The sequence below is a fragment of the Algoriphagus sp. 4150 genome, assembly GCF_031457395.1.
GTDB lineage: Bacteria > Bacteroidota > Bacteroidia > Cytophagales > Cyclobacteriaceae > Algoriphagus.
Window position 1 is genome coordinate 92,492 of sequence record NZ_JAVDWS010000010.1, and the last position, 19,756, is coordinate 112,247.

A 19,756-nucleotide genomic window follows, 5' to 3' on the forward strand; every position below is an offset into this window, starting at 1 on the left:
TTTTTCAAACTACAATTGAAAGAAATTCTCTTATTTCAGTGAAAAATCCACAGTGTATCAATTTCATATCCACCATTACAAAGTAATCCGGCACATCGCCGGGCGCGCAGACACCTCTATGTTGGTTTTCCTTTAATTAATGAATAACGATTGGATTGATAAGTTTCACGCTTATCCTAAAATACATGCTCTTTTACAGCGGGCCTTTTCATCTGAGATTTTCAAACGAATCCTTAGAGGTTCTTTTTGGAATGCGGTTCTTAATTTTTTCAGCAAAGGGGTTTCCTTTATCGGAACGGTGATCATTATCCGATTGATAGGCAAGGAGGCATATGGTGAATTCGGTATGCTGAACAGTACAATTGCCATGTTTGGTATGTTTACTACATTCAGTATTTCTCAGACAGCCACCAAGCATATTGCTGAATTCAGGGATTTGGATAAACCCAGGGCAGGGAGAATTATAGGGTTGTCCTTTTTGTTTTCGGGTGCTTTAGGCCTCCTGATTTTTATTATAGTCCAGCTGACTGCCGGGCTGTTGGCAGAGAATTCTTTGGAAGCCCCTCACCTTGAGGGAAGTCTACGATTGATGGCTGCGGGTATGCTGTTCGGCTCCTTGAATGGAGCACAATATGGTGTCGTCAATGGACTTGAGGCTTTTAAGGAGAATTCATTTTTGGGAATTGCACTGGGAATTTTTCTCACCTTGGTCAAGATTGCTCTGACTTATTGGTTTGGTTTTTTCGGTGCGGTGCTCGGCATGACAGTAGAGCCATTGATTACTTATTTGGCTACCTTCTACTTGGTCAGAAAACTTCTTACCCGCTCCAGATTGAAGATTATGTTTTCCGGAGCATTGAAGGAATACAAGATTTTATTCAACTATAGCTTGCCTTCCCTGTTGTCAGGACTTTTGATATTCCCCACCAATTGGTACACAATGTCACTACTGGCTACCCGTGGAGGAGGCTACGATGATTTGGCGGATTTCAATGTGGCAAACCAATGGTTCAATGTCTTGATTTTCATTACGTATATTCTGGTTAGCAGCTTTCTGCCCATATTCGCCGACTTATGGGCCAAGAAACAATACAACCAAGTCAACAGGATCGTTAAAAGTGCCTCACTTACGATCATTGCCGTTTTCATTCCTATATGCCTAGTCTTCTTGATTTTTGGTGAGAGTATAGCCACGATCTATGGTCCGGAATACGCCGGAACAGGGATGTTGATATTTGTATCGGTATTTACCCTAATCCCACAGTCACTGTGTATTGTATTGAATAATGTGCTGGTAGCAACTGGAAGAACCTGGACTAGCTTACTGATCTTTGGAGCTTGGAGTATTTGCTTTATAGGCCTTACCTTTGCCTTGCTATCCCTTTCTTCAATGGGGCTGGTTCTCGCAAGACTTATTGCTTTTCTGGTTTATTTGCTCGTCCTAGTTTGGGTTTATATTAATTTCTATAAAAAATCATCCATTCAATCCCAGATATTTTGAAAGTAGGAATAGTAACATACGCTCTGATGATAGGAGGGGTAGAACGCGTTATTCTTAACCTTTACAAAGGTTTTAAGCTGCAGGGGCTAGAGCCCACTGTTATTGAAGTAGACAAGAAAGGTCTTTGGAGTGAGAAATTTGAAAGTATGGGGGTGAAAGTGGTGAGAATACTTCCCCGTCCTTATGAGAGTAAGGTTAGCCATGCGTATAGAGTTTTGACGCACTTAAGAGAGTATCAATTATTGTTTTTGAATGATGTGCCCTGCGTGCAGAGTATTTTAGGATTATTACCCGAATCAACGAGGATTTTCCCAATTGTACACGGTAATTTGGATTCCATGTTATACAACGCATCTTTCAATTTGTCTCAAGTCCAATCTGTTATCAGTGTGAGTGAACTGCTGGCGGACAGGTTGACCGATGAATACGGAGTGAATGCAGACTTGGTTCACGTAATCGAAAACGGATTGGATATCCCGAAGATTAGCCTTAAAACAATAGAAAACAGGAATAAAAAATTCGTGTTTTTAGGGAGATTTGCAAATAGCGAGAAAGGCGTATTGGATATACCTGAAATCTTTCATCTGCTCTCAGACAAACTTGGAGACATTTGTGTGGATTTTTATGGTGAGGGGCCCGACAGGGAAGAGTTGATTCAAAGGATAAATGACAATGGTTTAGAAGACAGCCTTCATATTAAGGATCCCATTGCTCCTGAGAAGGTGTATGAAGTGCTCTCAGCATATGATTTTTTACTTTTTCCATCCAAGTTTGAAGGTAGTCCCTTAGTGATAAAGGAAGGAATGGTCTGTGGGTTGATTCCATTAGCCTATAGGCTTGTGGGACAAACTGATGTGATTGTAGAGCATGGTGAAAATGGCTTTTTGGCAACTCCGGGTAATACCGCTGAGTTTGCTGCTAATATTTTGGAAATCTATAATGATCCGGATAGAGTTCTTAAAATGAGAGAAAAGGCTATTCGGACAATAGTGGAGAAATATTCAATTGATACTACTATAGCGTCCTACATGAAGGTCATTAAAAAGGGAATGGATGCCCCAAAAGCAAAACGTACGCAGGTATTAGAGAAAGAAATCCTAGGGGATTTCCCATCTCTGCCACAGTTTTTGATCAGGCCTGTCAGGAAAACACTTCGGACCTTCGGCTTTTACAAATGAGTACCTATAGAATCCTTTTTATTACCACTGCGTTTCCACCATACGAATTTTCTGAAGCGTTGGTAAATGCAAAGTTGGCGATGGCTTTGAAAAATGAGGGGCATGATATACAAGTCATAGCCCGTCCCGCAACTACCTACTATGCAGATGCATGGTCAGCCGCATGGGCTTCTCTGAAAGATCAAGTGCATTACCCTGAAATCCAAGAGCGATCATTTTTGAATAATGTGCTCATGTCTGTGAAGGGGCTGCTCAACTATAAACTTCCTGTGGAGGGTATTCGATGGGGGATTGATGCGGAGAAAATAGCCTATAAACTGAGTCAGGATAAGCCATTTGATTTAATTATGACCCGCATGCCATCTCTTTTTCCTCATTTGCTGGGGTTGAGACTTGCCAAAAGCTGGGGTATCCCTATTATTTCCAACTGGAACGATCCTACAGATGATATCCGGCCTTTAGGACATCCCGTCTCTGCCAAAAGCTCGTTCTTTTTTAGATATATCTCCAGAAAGGCATTCAGTGAGGTAGACATGAATACTTTCCCTTCAGAAGGACTTTACCGCCATTTCTTGAATACCAATTTAAAAGGCCTTTCTTCCAAAGTACAGATCATTCCCCATATCGGGTTTTATCCGGAATTTTCGTTGAACCATAATCCGGGTCAGGTTCCCAGAGTCGCCCATGCGGGCAATATGCTGAACAATATTCAATTAGACCTTCTGCTGCAATCTCTTCATTCGTTGGTAAAGAAAGGCATAGTTTTCGAATTCCATGTATTTGGAGTAGTTCAGGAGAAATTCTTGATGGAAATTGAATCGAGGGGGCTGAACAAGTCGATTTTCATCCATGATCCTCTAGCGTATGTTGAAATGATACAACGGCTAGCAGAATTCGATTTTTTGATGATACTCGAAGCTCAATATCCTGAAGGGATCCTGATGCTTAGTAAATTATCTGATTATGCTTCGTTGAAAAAGCCAATTATCGCATTATCTCCAACTAAAGGGGTTACAGCGGATTATTTTTCCAATGAAAAAGGCTTCCATCTATTCGATAATACCAATCAGCAACAAATAGAAAATGGTTTGGAAAAGCTTTTCCTGCAATTCCCCGACATTAGCCAGCCCAACCACGAAAACAGACTTTGGTCAGAGGTAGAACCTGCCCAAATAGTCAGTCAATATGAGGGGATTTTCAACGCATTGGTTACGGAGAAGAATAAGGGTTGATGGACTCCATGCCTAACAGGTGAATATGGAAGCTAGGAAGCTAGGTGGCAATGCATGGATGATGCCTTGGTGTTGAAAACAGATCTTGATTTTGGGGGATAATAACCACATTCTGTGAACTATAATTCCCGTAATGTTTATTCCACGTTTATCCTGTGTGAGCGCATTTACAGAAAAAAAATAATGAATAATCTTAATTTATAGTACAGTAAGTTTTCCCATTGATCCAGCTTCAAAAATTTTCATTAGGAGATAGAATCTGAGATTCACGCGAATAGGGGAGGCTATTTACCCTAGTTCATATCATGCTTATTTTGAAAGATTTATAGCTTTTGATATTCAAGTAAAATCGTTGCTCACTACGATGATTTTTCTTGGCATGACTTTCAATCCAATTAAGGGTATAACCCGTATGTTACTTTAAATTGATCTTTAGTTTGAACAAAAAAAGTGAATCGTAGTTATTTGTTTGAAATAAAGCATATCCATTGTTTTGTTTCAAAATTTGACGTTATTTTGTGCTTTCAAATTAATCTGAATCAAGTATTTGCAAGTTAAATTTCTACTGCTAAATGAACCAACTTTTATCCTTGATCTCTGCTTTCGGGCTGTGTGTGCTTATCCTGCCTATCCTTATCATTATCCTGAAAAAGGCAAATATAGGTGACATTCCCGGTGGAAGAAAAATCCACAGTAAGGTTACTCCTTCCATGGGGGGGATTGCCATTATTTTCTCAGGTCTGGCATCTTTTGGGATATGGGGATGGTATATGTCTCCCGGATCTATGAGGTTCGTATTCTTATCCATTGTCATTATGTTTTTCATAGGGATACGGGATGATTTCTCTCCTTTAAGTGCTGCTCACAAACTTATAATGCAGTTAGGGGCTTTGCTCCTGATATTTTATTTCGCCAATATCCGTATTACCAATTTTTATGGATTTCTTGGAGTATATGAATTGTCTGAGTTGGCCAGCTTCCTGTTTACTATTGTGACTCTATTTGCTATTACCAATGCTTACAATCTTATTGATGGGATTGACGGGTTGGCAGGCACTATTGCCATGCTACCCTTATTGATCATGGGGTTTTGGTTCGATTCAGTTGGCTATGTAGGATATTCTATTCTTTGTTTTGGATTATTGGGTGCCGTCGTAGCATTTTTAACGTTTAACTGGCACCCCGCCAAGATATTCATGGGGGATACCGGCTCGTTACCCGTGGGATTTGCGCTTGCGATTTTGATTGTTGCGTTTATGAATATCAATGCGGACCTACCCGTAGAGAATATGTTTAAAATCACGCCTAATTTTAGTTTCGCCGTAGCGATGGTGCTGATTCCCTTATTTGATATGGCTAGAGTGTTTGCCAAAAGAATCTCCAGTGGCAAGCATCCTATGAAGGCCGATAAAAACCACCTTCATCATTTGTTGGTCCGTTTCGGGATGAAGCAACCTAAGGTAGTTTCAATCTTGGCGATTGGGCAGTTGGTTGTGCTACTTGTTGTTTTTGTATTGCGGGATTTTTCCGATAATCTGGTGCTGCCTCTTGTTTGCCTTCTTGTCCTGATTACGGGAATAGTCTTGGAAGTTATCACTCCGAGATTCATTAAGATGAAGATCATGAGAGAGCTTCCTCGCCTGAGAGGATGGGGAGTCACTCAGCCTACAAAACCTAAGGTGGAAACTGATGGATTGGAGAATTGGCCTATCAACATGAATTGAGCCGTTCCGGATAATCCTGTTTCAAAAACAATCATATATACTGTATAATGCCAGACACTGAAAAGATCAAAATTGGGATCTTGACACAACCTTTTGCCCTGCTGGATCCATGGGAGATTGAACTTTTTGACCAATTGGCTGAATTGGAGTTTGTTGAAATCTCTGTTCTGATTTTTGATGGGAGAACACAACCTATAGTACAAAAAAAAGCAAAAGGACTCAGAAGACTGTGGCCGGGCAACTTTCTGTGGAGATGGCAGCAAGCCATTGAGAAGAAACTCTTCACACCGGTCAAAGTACATTCTGAAAGGGTCAAACTCCTGTTTGATACTGTACCCCAATGTTCAATGACTCCTATACGCCGTGGATTTGTGGATTTTTTTGAAGATGCGGAGAGTGAAAAAATCAGGCATCTGGATTTGGATATTGTGCTCAGGCATGAATTCAATATTATCAAAGGAGATATTCTAAACGTACCCAAATATGGGGTTTGGAGCCTGCATCACGGAGATAATTTTGTAAATAGAGGAGGTCCGGCGGGATTTTGGGAAATAGTGGAAGGGCACGAGTCTATAGGAGTGACGCTGCAGCAGCTTACCCCGGAGTTGGACGGAGGAAGAATTATAGAGAAGGGGTTCTATAATAACGGTTGGTCGCACAATAAGAACCGACAGCTTATCCAGTTTTCGTCTATTCAGCTGGTTTTGAAGAATATTAGAAAAGTGAGGTTTGGTAAATTTGCCACTACACATTCACTTACCTATAGCTATCCTTTGTACCGATCGCCCGGAGCGTTAGCGACGTTAGTGTATCTTTATAAGTTTTATAAAGTACTCATCGGAACGTTCATCCTCCGCCTCACACCGTCCAAAGGCGAGAATGTGTGGAAAGTATATATTGGAAAAGGAGACTTTCTCCACGCTCCCCTGTTTAGAGTGAAGGAAATTCCTCTGCCTAAAGGAGAATTTTGGGCAGATCCATTTTTATTCGAAAAAGATGGGGTAAAATACCTGTTTTTCGAACGCTATAAATTTGATACAGGGATAGCCTGTATAAGTGTGGGGGTACTGGAAGACGGTAAAGTTTCAAATGTACAGGATGTAATCGACGACGGCACCCATATGTCTTATCCAAATGTTTTTGAGGATCAGGGAGAAATTTTCATGATACCTGAAACCTGTGCCAAAAAGCGATTGGAAGTTTACCGGGCAGTTCAGTTTCCATTTCAATGGGAACTCTATTCCACTGCATTTGAGGGAGAAGTATTGGCGGATGTCAACTTTATGAGAGATGAGGAAGGGAAGGCTTGGATTTTCTTCAGCAAAGGGTTTTGGTTTGATCTCAATTCTGACCTGTACATTTATCAGGTAGATTCGCCTAAGATGGGGATTATATACCCACATATGCAGAATCCGGTGATTATTGATGCCCGTATAGCTAGAAATGGTGGCAAAATCTATAAAAAAGACGGAAAGTACTTCCGTCCAAGCCAAAGAAATGTTTTCGGAAAGTATGGCTTTGGGTTGAATATCAATGAAATAAAAGAACTTACCCTGGAGAATTACAGAGAAGAGAAAATTGTTTCGGCCTATCCCTCATTTCGGCCTAATCTCACCGGTTTTCATCATGTGGATGACCACGAGAAGTTTTTCTTGATCGATGCATCAACCCGTAAACATTAACTTCTGAGATGATGAGCTGCATAAATCGATAGCTTGTAAAGACAAGAAAATCACCCAAATAAAAAGACCCAGAGAAGCTCTGGGTCTTTTTGTACGGCTACTGCCCTAATTAAAACTTAACATCCAGTCAAAGTTGGGCCATAAAAGACACAATAAAAATACCCTATATAGGGTATTTTTTAAGAGTTTTGGGACTAATTCGGCCGATTTTGCCCTGATTTTCGCAATTCCAAAAATCATTGGATCACTTATTGATATGATAGTGCTTGCTAAAATGGGTGCGTTTGGAGTTCAAAAAGAGTAATCTCTCTTCAAATACTTGAACCGCTTGGAAAGCATTTGAAAATATTAACAAAAAGTGCTTTTGATTTGGAAAAGCAATGGCGACTTAATCACATGATTTTATTTACTTTGTATCCAAATCAAAAAGTAGGGGAGTCCCTGTTTTTAAAAAATTAAAAAAATACCTTATCATCTTAATCTAATCCCCAAAATGAAGCAAAAATTGTTCTCAATTTCGGTTAATCGCTCACTTATGATTGCCTTGGTGGCTATGCTGGCCATGGGTGCATGTAAGAGTAAAAAGAAAGCTGTAAAACCTACACCGCCCGCGCCTGTAGAGCAAGTTCAAGAAGAAGTGGCTCCGCCGGCTGCACCTGTATCGTCAGCTGAAGAAATTGCTGCCGAGAGACTTGAAAATTACTTTAACAGTGTAGCTGCTGCAGGCAATGTGTCTATTGCAAACCAGACTATCCAAGAGGCTCTTGGTATGTTTTCTAATCAGGAAACTCCTGTTTTGATCGTTATTCATGAAGAAAACGGCATCAAAGATTACGATGAGCCTACTACAATAAAGAAGTATTTGGAATATTTGAAAGACACGAAGAAGAACCTTAATTACATCAGCGATATCCGCATGGATGCCAATGGCAAGGTTTCTGAACTGGAGCTTAGAAGAAAATAATTGCCCATCTGAAAAATTAATTTACACATGAAAAATAAAATGATCCTTTTCCTGGGCTTATTCCTTGCGACTTCAGTAAGCGTACTAGCCCAGTCAGAAACAATTAGCCCTGCTAGAAAGCAAGCAATTGATTCCCTTGCACTTGAAAAAGTAAAAGATTTAAGTAAGTATATCAGCATCATAGGAAGCAAGGAGACTCAATTCTCTGAGGCAAACCGAGTAATGGACCGTGCAGAAGAACTGTTCTCTCCCGGGGCTGAAATGGGCGTATCCAGCATCAATACAAACGAAATCGCTTACTACAAGGTAAGACGTTATTTTGAGCGTTTGATGGCGTTGAACTACGATAGAGTAAATATCACATGGTATGATATCCAGTATATCTCAGACTTGGAAAGACAGCCTGATGGAAGATATGTGGGTGTAGTTACAGTGTATCAGCGTTTCGAAGGTACTTCTATTGAAACAGGGATGAATTACAAAGACACAACCAAAAAGGATATCACTATCTACGTTGAGAAAAAGCAAACCCAGATTGCCGGTAGAACTATCGAATTTTGGGACGTCATGCTAGGTGACGTGAGAGTGACCGAAACTTCCGCATGAGAATAGTAACCTTTATTTTTGCGATCTTGATCGCAAGCATTTCAATTGTCTCGGGGCAGGGCATAGGCAGCCCCGGGACAGTTAAAGATGATGGCAAATTTGCTGCCTCTACCAAACAACTAAACCAATTCTTCAGAAGATTTAATGCCGAAGAATCCCCTACAGACGGCAATGTCCGTTATTATCCGGGCGATACAGCTTATCACAGTGTAGCACTCAGAAGAGGGTTTCTTCAAATACTTTTTGACAATCAAACTTCCTCAGTAAGTCAGGATTTGAAAACCCAGTTTACCAATACTGTGCTTTCCCCAAATTATCCCCAATACCTGAATTTCCACAAAGATGGGTGGTTTGCTGAGGTACAGGCGGATTTTACCTACAAAGGAAAAAGAGAATCTGCTACGCTGATATTGAAATTACAGCCCGAAGGGCTAGGATATGAATGGGTCATAGATGAAGTGTCATTTCCCCCTTTCAAGAATGTGTTTAACAAACCTGTGGGCGACAGGAAGGATTTCTTACACCCGCTTAGTCATGAGCTGGGTTTTATGAATCTCAGACGGGCATTCCAAGACTCAAAATCGCCCGAAGCTTATACGGAATCCAGTTACAAACCGGATTACCTTACCTTGTTTTTGTACGAAATGAAGCAAAATAACATTCGTTATGAGACCGTAACCAATGTTAAATTTCACTTCTTCCAAATAGAAGGCTGGTATTTTGAAGTACATCAATTCAACCGCCCTGGTTTCAACACGGGATGGCTGATTTCAAACCTTGTCAAACTTAACCCCGGCGACAGGGAAACTATTCAGAAATACATTTATGATCAGAACTAAGGCCATATATCTAAGTTTACTTCTATTCTGTGTGAGCGCCTCCGGGATGGCTCAAACCATAAAAGGCTATACTAAGGCTGAAATAGATGACTATTCGGCTAAAGTGCAGGATCAGATCCGTTTTTTGGAATACATCCTCAATACCATAGGATCTGCGGAGACTCAGCCTAGGGATAAGGATGTAGTGATCCGCGAAAGTTACCTGAAGATTTTCCGGGACGGGGAAGTTCAGGTTGAAGATGATCTCTTACTCGATAGGAAGGTTGTGACCAATAAGAATGTTACTGCCTATTTGAAAGACATTGAATTTTTTTACAGGGACATCAACTTTAAGTTTAAGATTAGGGATGTAAAACCTCATCAGAAAGACAATGGGGATGTATACTTTACAGCGTCACTTGACAGGACGATCACTGCCACAGGTATCAACAATGAAAAAGTAAATAATACCAAACCACGCTTCGTAGAGGTTAATTTGGACAGTAAAACCCAGGAACTAAAAATCGCAAGCGTCTACACCACCAAAGTAAGCCGTGATGAAGAACTGACGGAATGGTGGGGAATACTCAATCCTCACTGGCAAGCTTACTTCAAAGATCGCTTTGCGGTGAGTGATTTTGACACAGTAAGTGTAGAGTTATTATACAAGTTCGTAGAGGTTGATTCTCTGGATATCTCCGGAACAGATTCTCTTTTGGATCTCAGTCCTATGGAAGCCATGAGAAATCTCAAGTATGTAAACCTTAGCAACACACAGATCACCGAGCTGGGGCCTATTTCCAACGTCACTTTCTTGGAATACCTGGACGTGTCCAATACCCCTACTTCTGATATTCAGTTTATCAAGTATTCCGACCGACTGAAACACTTGGATATTTCCGGCACCAAGATCAGAGATATCAGTGAACTGGTCAACCTCAAATCCATAAGATCGCTTCGTATGGAAGAAACGCCGATCTTCAGTTTTGCAGTATTAAATGAATTTGACAGTCTGAAAAGCCTGTATATAGCCCAAAGCGGATTTAACAACACCGAGAACATCAAGGATCTTGCAAACTTGGAAAACCTTGACCTGAGTAAGAATTACTTGGTTAATTTCAGCCAGTTGTCAGACTTAACATCTCTGAAGAACTTGAATTTGTCAGAAACAAATATTCAGGATCTTTCGCCTTTGAAAGCACTTAAGAATATTGAAGTCCTGGATATCACAGGTACAGAAGTTTCCGATATTTCTTCCCTAAACGGGAAAGCCCACTTAAACAAGGTTTTGGCTGACGAGACACAGCTTTCGGTAGCAGCCTCTGACAATTTTATCAGAAATAATCCCAAGGTGTTATTGATTCACCATGTGAAGGATCTTGAAAGCTGGTGGGCTGGATTATCAGATGCTTGGAAAGCCAGTTTGAAAAAGGCCAACCCGGGAATTACCACGGACGATCCGAGTGTAGAAACATTAACTAGTACTATTGGACTGGAAGAACTGGATTTGAGCGGAGCAGGAGTGGAATCTCTCAATCCTATCACTAGGTTTGTGAAACTTACCAAAGTTGACTTCTCAGATAACCCGGTGACCGAGGTGATTTCCTTAAGTGAGGTAAAAACACTGGTGGAAATTACGGGCAGAAATTCACAGGTGGAGGATATTTCTCCATTGAAATCAAATGAAGCATTGGAGAAAATAGATTTGGAGGGAAGTCCCGTATCCAGTATTCTTAGTGTAGCGGATCTCCCTAAGTTGGAATATCTGAATGTCAACGGTTCCGGGATATTCGCGGAAGAAGTACCTGAGTTAGTAGTTAACAAGCCGAACTTAACAATAGTCTATCGTACTGATGAATTGAATTCGTGGTGGGAGTCCATGGATGAGGCTTGGAAAGAAATTTTCACAAAACAATTTTCACTTCCTGAGGATCCTAATACTGAGCAGCTTCATGCAATGACGGAAAAGTCATCACTGACTTTCGAGCGTATTTCAGTCAGTGATATTGGTCCGCTTACAGCGTTTGTTAATTTGCGTTCTTTGGTCATTTTCGATGCACCTATCGGTAGCATTGCTCCAATGAAAGAACTTGTCTTATTGGAGAAATTGAGAATTTCTCAGGTACCTGTAGTGGATTTCTCTCCATTGAGAAATCTGACCAAATTAAAAGAGCTGGACATTAGTAATTCAGGCATTGAGGATTTGAGCCCATTATCCCGTCTGATGGACCTTGAGACTCTAAATGTCTCCGGAACCAATTTAAAAGCCTTGAAAGGACTGGAGAGTAACATAAATCTGAAGGAGCTTGACGTTGCGAGTACAAATCTTCGCTCGCTCAAACCTATAGAGGGATTGCCAAACCTTCGGAAACTTTCCTGCTTCAATACACGACTCAACAGCAGAACGGTAGATCGCTTCAAGTCATCAAATCCTGATTGTGAGGTAAGGTACTATTAAAGGGGAGAGATAAAAGGCGTACTGGGTAGGTATCAAGATGCAAGTAGCTGGTACCAAGTAGGGCTTGGCTCCGCTAGTACCACTATTGCGAATTTCTAATCGGGAATTATCCGCTGAGTTTTGTATTCTCTACGTCTGCTTCAAATCACTTGGTTTAAATCCTATTCGTAGAAGGAGAAGTAAAAGGGATTAAAAAATTTGATAAAAAATCCCTTTAATATTTTCATTAAAAAACTAATGCTGGAAAAGTTGCTTAATCACCCTGACATAAAGGTAGGCAGTGTTCTGTCACAAAAAAATACCCTGTACAGGGTATTTTTTTGTTTAACGAGCATAAAGTTTTCCACATAATTGTACTTTTAAAAGTGGTTATGTGCTTATTATTATTTTGCTCTTAAAAAATTAGCTCATGGAAATCATTAATTCAAATTCAAGTTGAACAAAATTCTAGCGGGATCTGCGATTTTTGCTCTTTTCATTATTCTTTTGGGAGCAAACCGTGGATTTGATCTTTCGGATGAAGGGATGTATGCTTTACTGGCTGTTCCTGATCAGGAAAACATTGCGGGTGTTTTCAATTACGACCTATTCTTCAAGCTTTTCTACCAAGTGACGGGGATTGAGTTTGGACTAGTGGGGTTGAGAATTTTGAGACTTTTTACCTGCTTTATTGCAGCAGCTTCTCTAACCGTTTTTTGGGGAAATTTCAGTCAGAAGACTATTAAAAAATCATCTGTTTTCCTATTAGTCCTATTAGGTGTTTTTGGGAGCTATGGTTTTTTGCCCCAAACCTTATCTTATAATTCCATTAGCTTGATGTGTGGGTGTATATGGCTCGCATTAATATCCGGTCAACTTACCACGGCTAGATTAATCCTACTTGGAGCCACTCTCACTTTACTTTTTTACAGTAAAGTGACCGTGTGCTTAATTCTCAGTTTACTGACAGTTGTTTTTTTAATCATAAGTCATAGGAAAACTGCCGGCAGAAAGCTTCTATTACTTTGTTCACCATTTTTGCTAGTCGAATTGGTTTTCACTTTAGTGTTGGGTGAATCCGGCGTGACACGGGCTATTGCTACGCAAGAAATGCTAGATTACAGGCCTGACTACCATCTTTTGACTATTATAAAATATACTGCTGTTGGTGTTTTTTGGTGTGGGCTGGTAGTTATTCCATTCGTAATCGCCGGATACCTAAAGCGGAAAAACAATTTTTACTTTAAAATTTTAACAGGTATTGGAGTTGTTGTTTTTCTCCTCATTTCACATTTTACAACTATCACCGGAGAGGTTAATCACTATTTGTTATTAGGAACACTGGCTGCGATGGGGTTCCTTCTTGGGGCTTCATCTTTTTCCTGTAAACCGGATAAACGGCAAATTGGATTTCTTTTACTTCTGATCGGATTTCCCTTTATTCTCCATTTTGGAAGTAACGTGTATTTTTTGAGACTTGGGATACATTATTGGGTCTTTTGGATCCTAGCCATTCTATTCCTATTAAGGAAAGAACACATCAAAGAAAGAGGTGCACTTTATATGCTCTGCTCTTTATTTTCCATGGCTCTAGTAGTTAACGGTATTTCCCTTTACGCTTTCAATTCGTACACGTATAAAGATGAAACCGCACTTTGGGAATATCGGAAAGATAAATTTATTAGACTTCCACTCCCTGAAGTGAGCTTGTACAGCGATTTGTCGAACTTAGTTTTTGAGTACGATGAGCAAGTTGTTTTGCCTATTTACAGAAATCCCGGACTAGTTTATATGGTAGGTAAGAGGCATCCCAAAACTCCGGGGCTATGGTCAAGTGATCAATTGAGATATTTTTTTTCCAATTCAGAAGCTATTGCTGTTATTTTTTACAATGACACCTTTGAGTTTCCATTCGATAAGAGTGAATGGAGTGAGGATGCAACATACGCTATAAAAGATGACCAACTAATTAAGGTGTTTTGGAGAAAGTGAAATCAAACAAATGTGTTGCGGTCCTATTTTTATTGATTACAGCTAGTTTAATCCGCTGGCAGTTATTCGCCCTTCCTTCACTGAGTTATTTGTCGCTCTAAATTTTCTTGAATTTGCAAAAACCAGTTACCCGAGTAAATTTGTTACTCAGTGAGTAGGTTTTTTATTCGATGATGCTAATTTCTGAGATGGGAGTGAGGGAGCGAAGCTGTTTCGAATATTAATTTATGATTATCCGCAATGATACCAGTAGCCATATTCTCTTTGGTTTACGGGAGGGAAGACAGTAGACGGAAGACCGAAGTAGCCTCAATGTCCCGATAGCTATCGGGATTAGCAAATCCTATATTGCTTTTGTTTCTTTACCGGCAGAAAAGCAGATATACATATTAAAAACAATTAACTATTCTAAGTCTTCATAACCTTAATTATAAGGAGGCTAGCATAGAATTCCGACTTTCTCCATTCTCAATTCCCCCATTTTCAATAAATCATTGCTCGAATCTCTAGTCACTTCCAAAACCCGAATCAAGCTTCTCCTGAAGTTCTTTTCGCATACCAACTCAGGCTATCTGAGATCTCTTGCCAAGGAGTTCGATGAGTCCACCAATTCTGTCAGAGTAGAATTAAACCGCTTGACGGATGCAGGGCTACTGGTGTCAGAAGAAGATGGGAAAACCAAGCTTTACAAAGCCAATGAAGCCCATCCATTTTTTAACGAAATCAAAAATATGGTTTCTAAATTCCTTGGACTTGATGATTTGATCGAGCGAATCGTCAAAAGAATGGGGGATGTGGAAAGGGCGTATATCGTAGGAGACTATGCAAAAGGGATAGATTCCGGAACCGTGCAGATGATTCTTATCGGCAAGGATCTGGACAAAGAATACCTGGACTTTATTAGAGAAAAGACCTATGAGAAAGTTCAGCGGAAAGTAGAAGTGTCCATCATGGAGGTTGACCCTAGAGATATTCAGGGTATTTTAGTGTATGCCAAATAATAAGTCTTCTAAATTCAGTTGTGGTGGTCAGTTTATTAGTCCATTCTTAACTCCATATATTAAATCCACTGACGGCAGTTGATTTTCATCTCAAATTCTCTACCCAAAACTTGAGCTCCAAAGAACACATCAAAATCATCCAACCGACCTCCGGATGGCAGCTTGTAGACTTCAGTGAACTCTGGAGGTATAAGGATCTCCTATACTTTCTGACATTAAGGGGAATAAAGGCGCGATACGCACAATCTGTGCTGGGAGTGGCTTGGGCGATTATCCAGCCTTTATTTACTACCCTTGTGTTTACCATTGTATTCGGCAATCTGGCTAAGGTAGATTCAGATGGGATTCCATATGCACTCTTTTCGTATCTGGCACTCTGGCCTTGGAATTACTTTTCGGGCACACTCACTGAATCAGCCAATTCCCTGATTCAGAATGCCAATATGATTACCAAAGTCTATTTCCCAAGAATGGTGCTCCCCCTTTCCTCCATACTTTCCAAGCTCTTGGATTTTTTGATCGCATTTGTGGTGGTGATAGGGATGATGATCTATTATCAGGTTACTCCCGGTTGGGGATTGCTGGTGTTGCCACTACTTATCATCCAGCTCCTGATGTGCAGTCTGGGAATGGGAATGATTCTGTCCGCCATGGCGGTAAAATACAGGGATGTCAAGCATGCATTGACTTTTGTGGTGCAACTCTTACTTTACGCTGCTCCGGTTGTATACAGTACTACCGCTGTTCCTGAGCAATATCAGAAATTGTATGCTTTGAATCCTATGGTGGGGGTTATCGAAGGGTTCAGAGCAGCATTTCTTGACCGCCCTATGCCTTGGGAATGGATCTGGCCCGGAGCCATTGTAGCAGTTGCCCTCTTTATTTTCGGCATGCTATATTTCCGCCGAATGGAAAGGATATTCGCGGATGTAGCTTAACCTCACCCCCAGCCCCTCTCCTAAAGTGAGAGGGGAGCAAGTCCCGAATTAGGTCTGAGAAATATTTTCATAACTGTTACGCTATAATTGACTCTATGCATCATAAAGCCTTACCTGAAATTTTTCGTCGTGCAAAAGAACTCAGAAACAGACTTACTCCTGCAGAAGCTGTTCTTTGGGAGAGATTAAGAGCAAATAGATTGAATGGATTACATTTTCGAAGACAGCATCCTATTTTTAAATACATTCTCGATTTTTATTGTCACCAATTTCAGTTTGCAATTGAATTAGATGGAGAAATCCACCGGCTAAAAGATCAAATAGAAAGGGATAAAGAAAGAGAAGAGGATTTAAAGGATTTAGGAATTCACATAATTAGGTTCGAAAATAGATTTGTAATTCATGAAACAGACGAAGTACTTTGGCAGATTTTGACGGAAATTGAGAAGTTAAAAAAGGATTTTTCCTCCAAATAACAGTTTGTCAAGTGGGCTTGTTCTCCCCTTTAGGGGGCGGGGTAAAACGCATATTCGCGGATGTTGCCTAAAGTTCTTTACAAATTTGAACCTCACAAAATGACCTTGCAAGAGTGTTTTGAGAGATATCACTATATGATTATCCGCAATGATGCAAATAGCCATATTTCCCTTGTTTTACTGGACAGAAGACCGATACTTCGACTACGCTCAGCACGAGTGACGGATGACCGAAGTGGCTTTGCCGAATAGTATGACACCTTTCTTCCATTACTGGTAGAAAAGCGGATAATCATATATCACTAATTTATTTTTGACTCCTGACATAGGGCTGTCACCTGACAGGTAGAAGTTTGCATCATTAATTAATCTTTAAAAGGATAAAAATGACAAACGAAATTAATTCAATTTTTAATTCAACCAATTTTCCAAAACCCACTCTTATTTCAGTTAACGGTGTGGAGCTGGAAGTCTTTGAAGCAGGTAAACAAAATGCCGGAAAACCTATTGTACTCTGTCACGGCTTTCCGGAACATGCTTTTTCTTGGCGTTATCAGGTGCCGGCACTTGTTGCAGCTGGCTATCATGTCATCATTCCAAACCAGAGAGGTTATGGCAACTCATCCAGTCCAACCGAAGTTACGGATTATGATATTGAACACTTGACAGGTGATCTAGTCGCACTACTCGATTACTTTGGATATGAAGATGCCACTTTTGTTGGTCACGATTGGGGAGCAAATGTCGTTTGGAGTCTGGCACTATTGCATCCTGAACGGGTAAGTAAGGTAATAAATTTGGCTTTGCCTTATCAAGAGCGTGGAGAAAAGCCATGGATTGAGTTTATGGAAGCAATAGTTGGAGGCGACTTCTATTTTGTTCACTTCAATCGACAGCCAGGAGTAGCAGATGCTATAATGGATGAAAACGCATCCCGGTTCCTGCGTAACATATTCCGCAAAAACGTACCTCCCACACCACCGGAGCCGGGAATGCTAATGATAAATCTTGCAAGAGCAGAAAAACCACTTGGGGAACCCTTAATGGAAGACAAGGAACTGTCTGTGTTTGTTTCTGCCTTCGAATCATCAGGGTTTACTGGAAGCATAAATTGGTACAGAAACCTTGATAGAAACTGGCACTTAATGGCGGACGTAACCCCAATCATTCATCAGCCGACTCTTATGATATATGGTGAACAGGACACGATTCCAAAGTCTAAAAACCTAAAAAATGTCGTTTCTGATTTGGATGTTGTAAGTCTGGATTGTGGTCATTGGATTCAGCAAGAAAAGCCGGAGGAAACAACCCAAGTGATTTTAAAATGGTTAGAACAACAGAATGCTTAATAAGGAAGTGGAAATATATTATCCGACAAGCCTTACATCTTGGAGAAAATGGTTAGACAAAAATCATCTTTCAAAACAAGCTGTATGGCTTGTCTTTTATAAAAAATCTTCGGCAAAACAATCTATCTCATGGAATGAGGCTGTTGATGTTGCACTTTGTTTTGGTTGGATAGACAGCAAAAAAATAAAGATTGACGAAGAAACCTCACACCAATTTTTCAGCAGAAGAAAACCCAACAGTACTTGGTCAAAAATCAATAAAGAGAAAGTTCAGAAACTCATCGATAATGGACTGATGACAAGTGCAGGTTACCAAAGCATCGAAATCGCAAAACAAAACGGGAGTTGGACAATTTTAGACGAAGTTGAAGAACTGATAATTCCCCAAAATTTGGAAAAAGCGTTCAACAAGCACAAGGGTTCAAAGGATTTTTTTCTAAGTTTGAGTAAATCGACAAGAAAAATAATTTTAAGCTGGATTACCCTTGCCAAACGAGAGGAAACGCGACAAAAACGCATTGACGAAGTTGTGGAAAGTGCGAGGCAAAATCTTAAACCGAAGCACTTGAGATGATAGGATAGGCACATTCGGCAAACAGCAGTTTGGTAAAATGGCGGATTCAGCTCTAAATTCAACGGCAGTTCTTCGATTGGACTTTTGTGCAAAACACAACCATAAGCTACCAATGACAATCCGATCACTATCCACCCTCTTGGCAGAACTGTATAGATTTTAAATTCGAAAATTTCAAATTCCCTTTGCTCTCCATAGTCTCTCCTGTTTACCGTGCAGAAAATATCTTAGCTGAACTCGTCACTAAAATCAAATCTGCTATGCCTGAGCCGGAATTCGAAATTATTCTGGTAGATGATTATAGTCCCGATAATTCATGGACAGAAATAGAAAGGCTTTCGGGCATCCATCCAGAGGTTAAGGGGATCAAACTTTCCCGTAATTTTGGTCAGCATTACGCCATTACAGCAGGACTGGATGCTGCAAAAGGAGACTGGGTAGTGGTGATGGATTGTGATTTGCAAGACCGCCCGGAGGAAATTACCAATCTTTGGAGAAAGGCGCAGGAAGGATACGACGTGGTGCTCGCAAGAAGGGTTAAGAGACAAGACAGTTTTTTCAAAAGACTAGCATCAAAAGTGTTTTATAGAACACTGGCTTGGCTGACCGGTTCCTCACAGGACGAGAGCATAGCCAACTTCGGAATATATCATCGTAAGGTCATCAGGGAGATAGTAGGTATGCGCGAAAGTATCCGCTATTTTCCTGCCATGGTCAAGTGGGTAGGTTTCCGTCAAACAACCCTTGATGTGGTTCATGCTGAAAGGGGAGAGGGAAGGAGCAATTACAATTTCAAACGCTTATTCAATCTTACACTGGATATTATGCTGGCATACAGCGACAAACCCATTCGTCTTGTTGTTAAGCTGGGTTTTCTAATCGCACTGACAGGATTTTTGTTTGCCTTATATACCTTATACAAGTACTTGCACGGAGATATTGTTGTAGCCGGTTATGCAAGTTTGATTATCTCGCTTTGGATGCTCGCCGGCTTCTTACTGGTAACCCTTGGGATGGTGGGACTCTACATCGGAAAAATCTTTGAAGGAGTGAAGAATAGGCCTATTTATATTGTGGAGAAAAGAATTGGGTAGATTTTGGGAAAATATAATTGAGGCAAGTATCAAGAGCCTAGAGACAAGACATAAGAGTCAAAATTGTTGCTTAACCTTTAAACCCTTAATCATTAACCTTCTAATAGTATCAAGATCTTAGATCCAAGAGCCAAGACATAAGAACCAAAACTGTCACTTAAACTATTAACCCTTAATCTTTAACCAGCTT

The 19,756-nt window shown here is 40.4% G+C and carries 16 protein-coding genes; all 16 read left to right on the top strand.

The genetic code is table 11. The features are described from left to right. The first annotated feature begins 139 nt into the window (after positions 1-139). The 16 genes from J2X69_RS13925 to J2X69_RS14000 all read left to right on the top strand — a co-directional run bounded on the left by J2X69_RS13925 (position 140) and on the right by J2X69_RS14000 (position 19,566). Positions 140-1,501 (top strand): oligosaccharide flippase family protein, encoded by a 1,362-nt coding sequence (locus J2X69_RS13925; protein WP_310104286.1) that lies wholly within the window; start codon positions 140-142, stop codon positions 1,499-1,501. After that, the gene (locus J2X69_RS13930; protein WP_310104291.1) at positions 1,498-2,679 is read left to right on the top strand and encodes a glycosyltransferase family 4 protein; all 1,182 of its coding nucleotides are present in this window, start codon (positions 1,498-1,500) and stop codon (positions 2,677-2,679) included. The genes J2X69_RS13925 and J2X69_RS13930 overlap by 4 nt, the downstream gene beginning before the upstream one ends. Continuing rightward, on the top strand, positions 2,676-3,911 hold the full coding sequence (locus tag J2X69_RS13935) for a hypothetical protein (protein ID WP_310104293.1): 1,236 nt from the start codon (positions 2,676-2,678) through the stop codon (positions 3,909-3,911). Before J2X69_RS13930 ends, J2X69_RS13935 begins: the two co-directional genes overlap by 4 nt. Positions 3,912-4,483: 572 nt before the next feature. Next, on the top strand, positions 4,484-5,635 hold the full coding sequence (locus J2X69_RS13940; protein WP_310104296.1) for an MraY family glycosyltransferase: 1,152 nt from the start codon (positions 4,484-4,486) through the stop codon (positions 5,633-5,635). Positions 5,636-5,682: 47 nt separating this feature from the next. After that, entirely contained in the window at positions 5,683-7,317 is a 1,635-nt protein-coding gene (locus J2X69_RS13945) for a hypothetical protein (protein ID WP_310104298.1), read from the top strand. Between the two features lie 493 nt (positions 7,318-7,810). Continuing rightward, a complete protein-coding gene (locus J2X69_RS13950) occupies positions 7,811-8,281 on the top strand; it encodes a nucleoid-structuring protein H-NS (protein ID WP_310104300.1) in 471 nt (156 codons plus the stop codon). Positions 8,282-8,308: 27 nt separating this feature from the next. Further along, a complete protein-coding gene (locus J2X69_RS13955) occupies positions 8,309-8,887 on the top strand; it encodes a hypothetical protein (RefSeq protein WP_310104303.1) in 579 nt (192 codons plus the stop codon). Then, on the top strand, positions 8,884-9,726 hold the full coding sequence (locus J2X69_RS13960) for a hypothetical protein (protein WP_310104305.1): 843 nt from the start codon (positions 8,884-8,886) through the stop codon (positions 9,724-9,726). The genes J2X69_RS13955 and J2X69_RS13960 overlap by 4 nt, the downstream gene beginning before the upstream one ends. Next, complete coding sequence (locus tag J2X69_RS13965; RefSeq protein ID WP_310104308.1) at positions 9,665-12,163, top strand: leucine-rich repeat domain-containing protein; 2,499 nt, start codon at positions 9,665-9,667, stop codon at positions 12,161-12,163. The genes J2X69_RS13960 and J2X69_RS13965 overlap by 62 nt, the downstream gene beginning before the upstream one ends. Before the next feature lie 435 nt (positions 12,164-12,598). Further along, complete coding sequence (locus tag J2X69_RS13970; RefSeq protein ID WP_310104311.1) at positions 12,599-14,134, top strand: hypothetical protein; 1,536 nt, start codon at positions 12,599-12,601, stop codon at positions 14,132-14,134. A gap of 494 nt (positions 14,135-14,628) precedes the next feature. Then, the gene (locus J2X69_RS13975) at positions 14,629-15,135 is read left to right on the top strand and encodes a winged helix-turn-helix domain-containing protein (protein WP_310104313.1); all 507 of its coding nucleotides are present in this window, start codon (positions 14,629-14,631) and stop codon (positions 15,133-15,135) included. Positions 15,136-15,245: 110 nt separating this feature from the next. Further along, a complete protein-coding gene (locus J2X69_RS13980) occupies positions 15,246-16,073 on the top strand; it encodes an ABC transporter permease (RefSeq protein ID WP_310104315.1) in 828 nt (275 codons plus the stop codon). 95 nt (positions 16,074-16,168) lie between these two features. Then, positions 16,169-16,549, top strand: a complete 381-nt coding sequence (locus J2X69_RS13985) for a DUF559 domain-containing protein (protein WP_310104317.1) — start codon at positions 16,169-16,171, stop codon at positions 16,547-16,549. A 386-nt stretch (positions 16,550-16,935) separates the two neighbouring features. Next, the gene (locus J2X69_RS13990; protein WP_310104321.1) at positions 16,936-17,898 is read left to right on the top strand and encodes an alpha/beta hydrolase; all 963 of its coding nucleotides are present in this window, start codon (positions 16,936-16,938) and stop codon (positions 17,896-17,898) included. Further along, entirely contained in the window at positions 17,891-18,472 is a 582-nt protein-coding gene (locus J2X69_RS13995; protein ID WP_310104323.1) for a YdeI/OmpD-associated family protein, read from the top strand. Before J2X69_RS13990 ends, J2X69_RS13995 begins: the two co-directional genes overlap by 8 nt. Before the next feature lie 185 nt (positions 18,473-18,657). After that, positions 18,658-19,566, top strand: coding sequence for a glycosyltransferase family 2 protein (locus tag J2X69_RS14000; protein ID WP_310104328.1), 909 nt, complete (start codon positions 18,658-18,660; stop codon positions 19,564-19,566). The last annotated feature ends 190 nt before the right edge of the window (positions 19,567-19,756 follow it).

What these genes read in the sequence shown, in the direction of transcription:
- J2X69_RS13995 (WP_310104323.1), top strand. Translation starts at nt 17,891, where the DNA reads ATGCTTAATAAGGAAGTGGAAATATATTATCCGACAAGCCTTACATCT.
- J2X69_RS13990 (WP_310104321.1), top strand. Translation starts at nt 16,936, where the DNA reads ATGACAAACGAAATTAATTCAATTTTTAATTCAACCAATTTTCCAAAA.
- J2X69_RS13940 (WP_310104296.1), top strand. Translation starts at nt 4,484, where the DNA reads ATGAACCAACTTTTATCCTTGATCTCTGCTTTCGGGCTGTGTGTGCTT.
- J2X69_RS13935 (WP_310104293.1), top strand. Translation starts at nt 2,676, where the DNA reads ATGAGTACCTATAGAATCCTTTTTATTACCACTGCGTTTCCACCATAC.
- J2X69_RS13945 (WP_310104298.1), top strand. Translation starts at nt 5,683, where the DNA reads ATGCCAGACACTGAAAAGATCAAAATTGGGATCTTGACACAACCTTTT.
- J2X69_RS13985 (WP_310104317.1), top strand. Translation starts at nt 16,169, where the DNA reads ATGCATCATAAAGCCTTACCTGAAATTTTTCGTCGTGCAAAAGAACTC.
- J2X69_RS13925 (WP_310104286.1), top strand. Translation starts at nt 140, where the DNA reads ATGAATAACGATTGGATTGATAAGTTTCACGCTTATCCTAAAATACAT.
- J2X69_RS13950 (WP_310104300.1), top strand. Translation starts at nt 7,811, where the DNA reads ATGAAGCAAAAATTGTTCTCAATTTCGGTTAATCGCTCACTTATGATT.
- J2X69_RS13960 (WP_310104305.1), top strand. Translation starts at nt 8,884, where the DNA reads ATGAGAATAGTAACCTTTATTTTTGCGATCTTGATCGCAAGCATTTCA.
- J2X69_RS13955 (WP_310104303.1), top strand. Translation starts at nt 8,309, where the DNA reads ATGAAAAATAAAATGATCCTTTTCCTGGGCTTATTCCTTGCGACTTCA.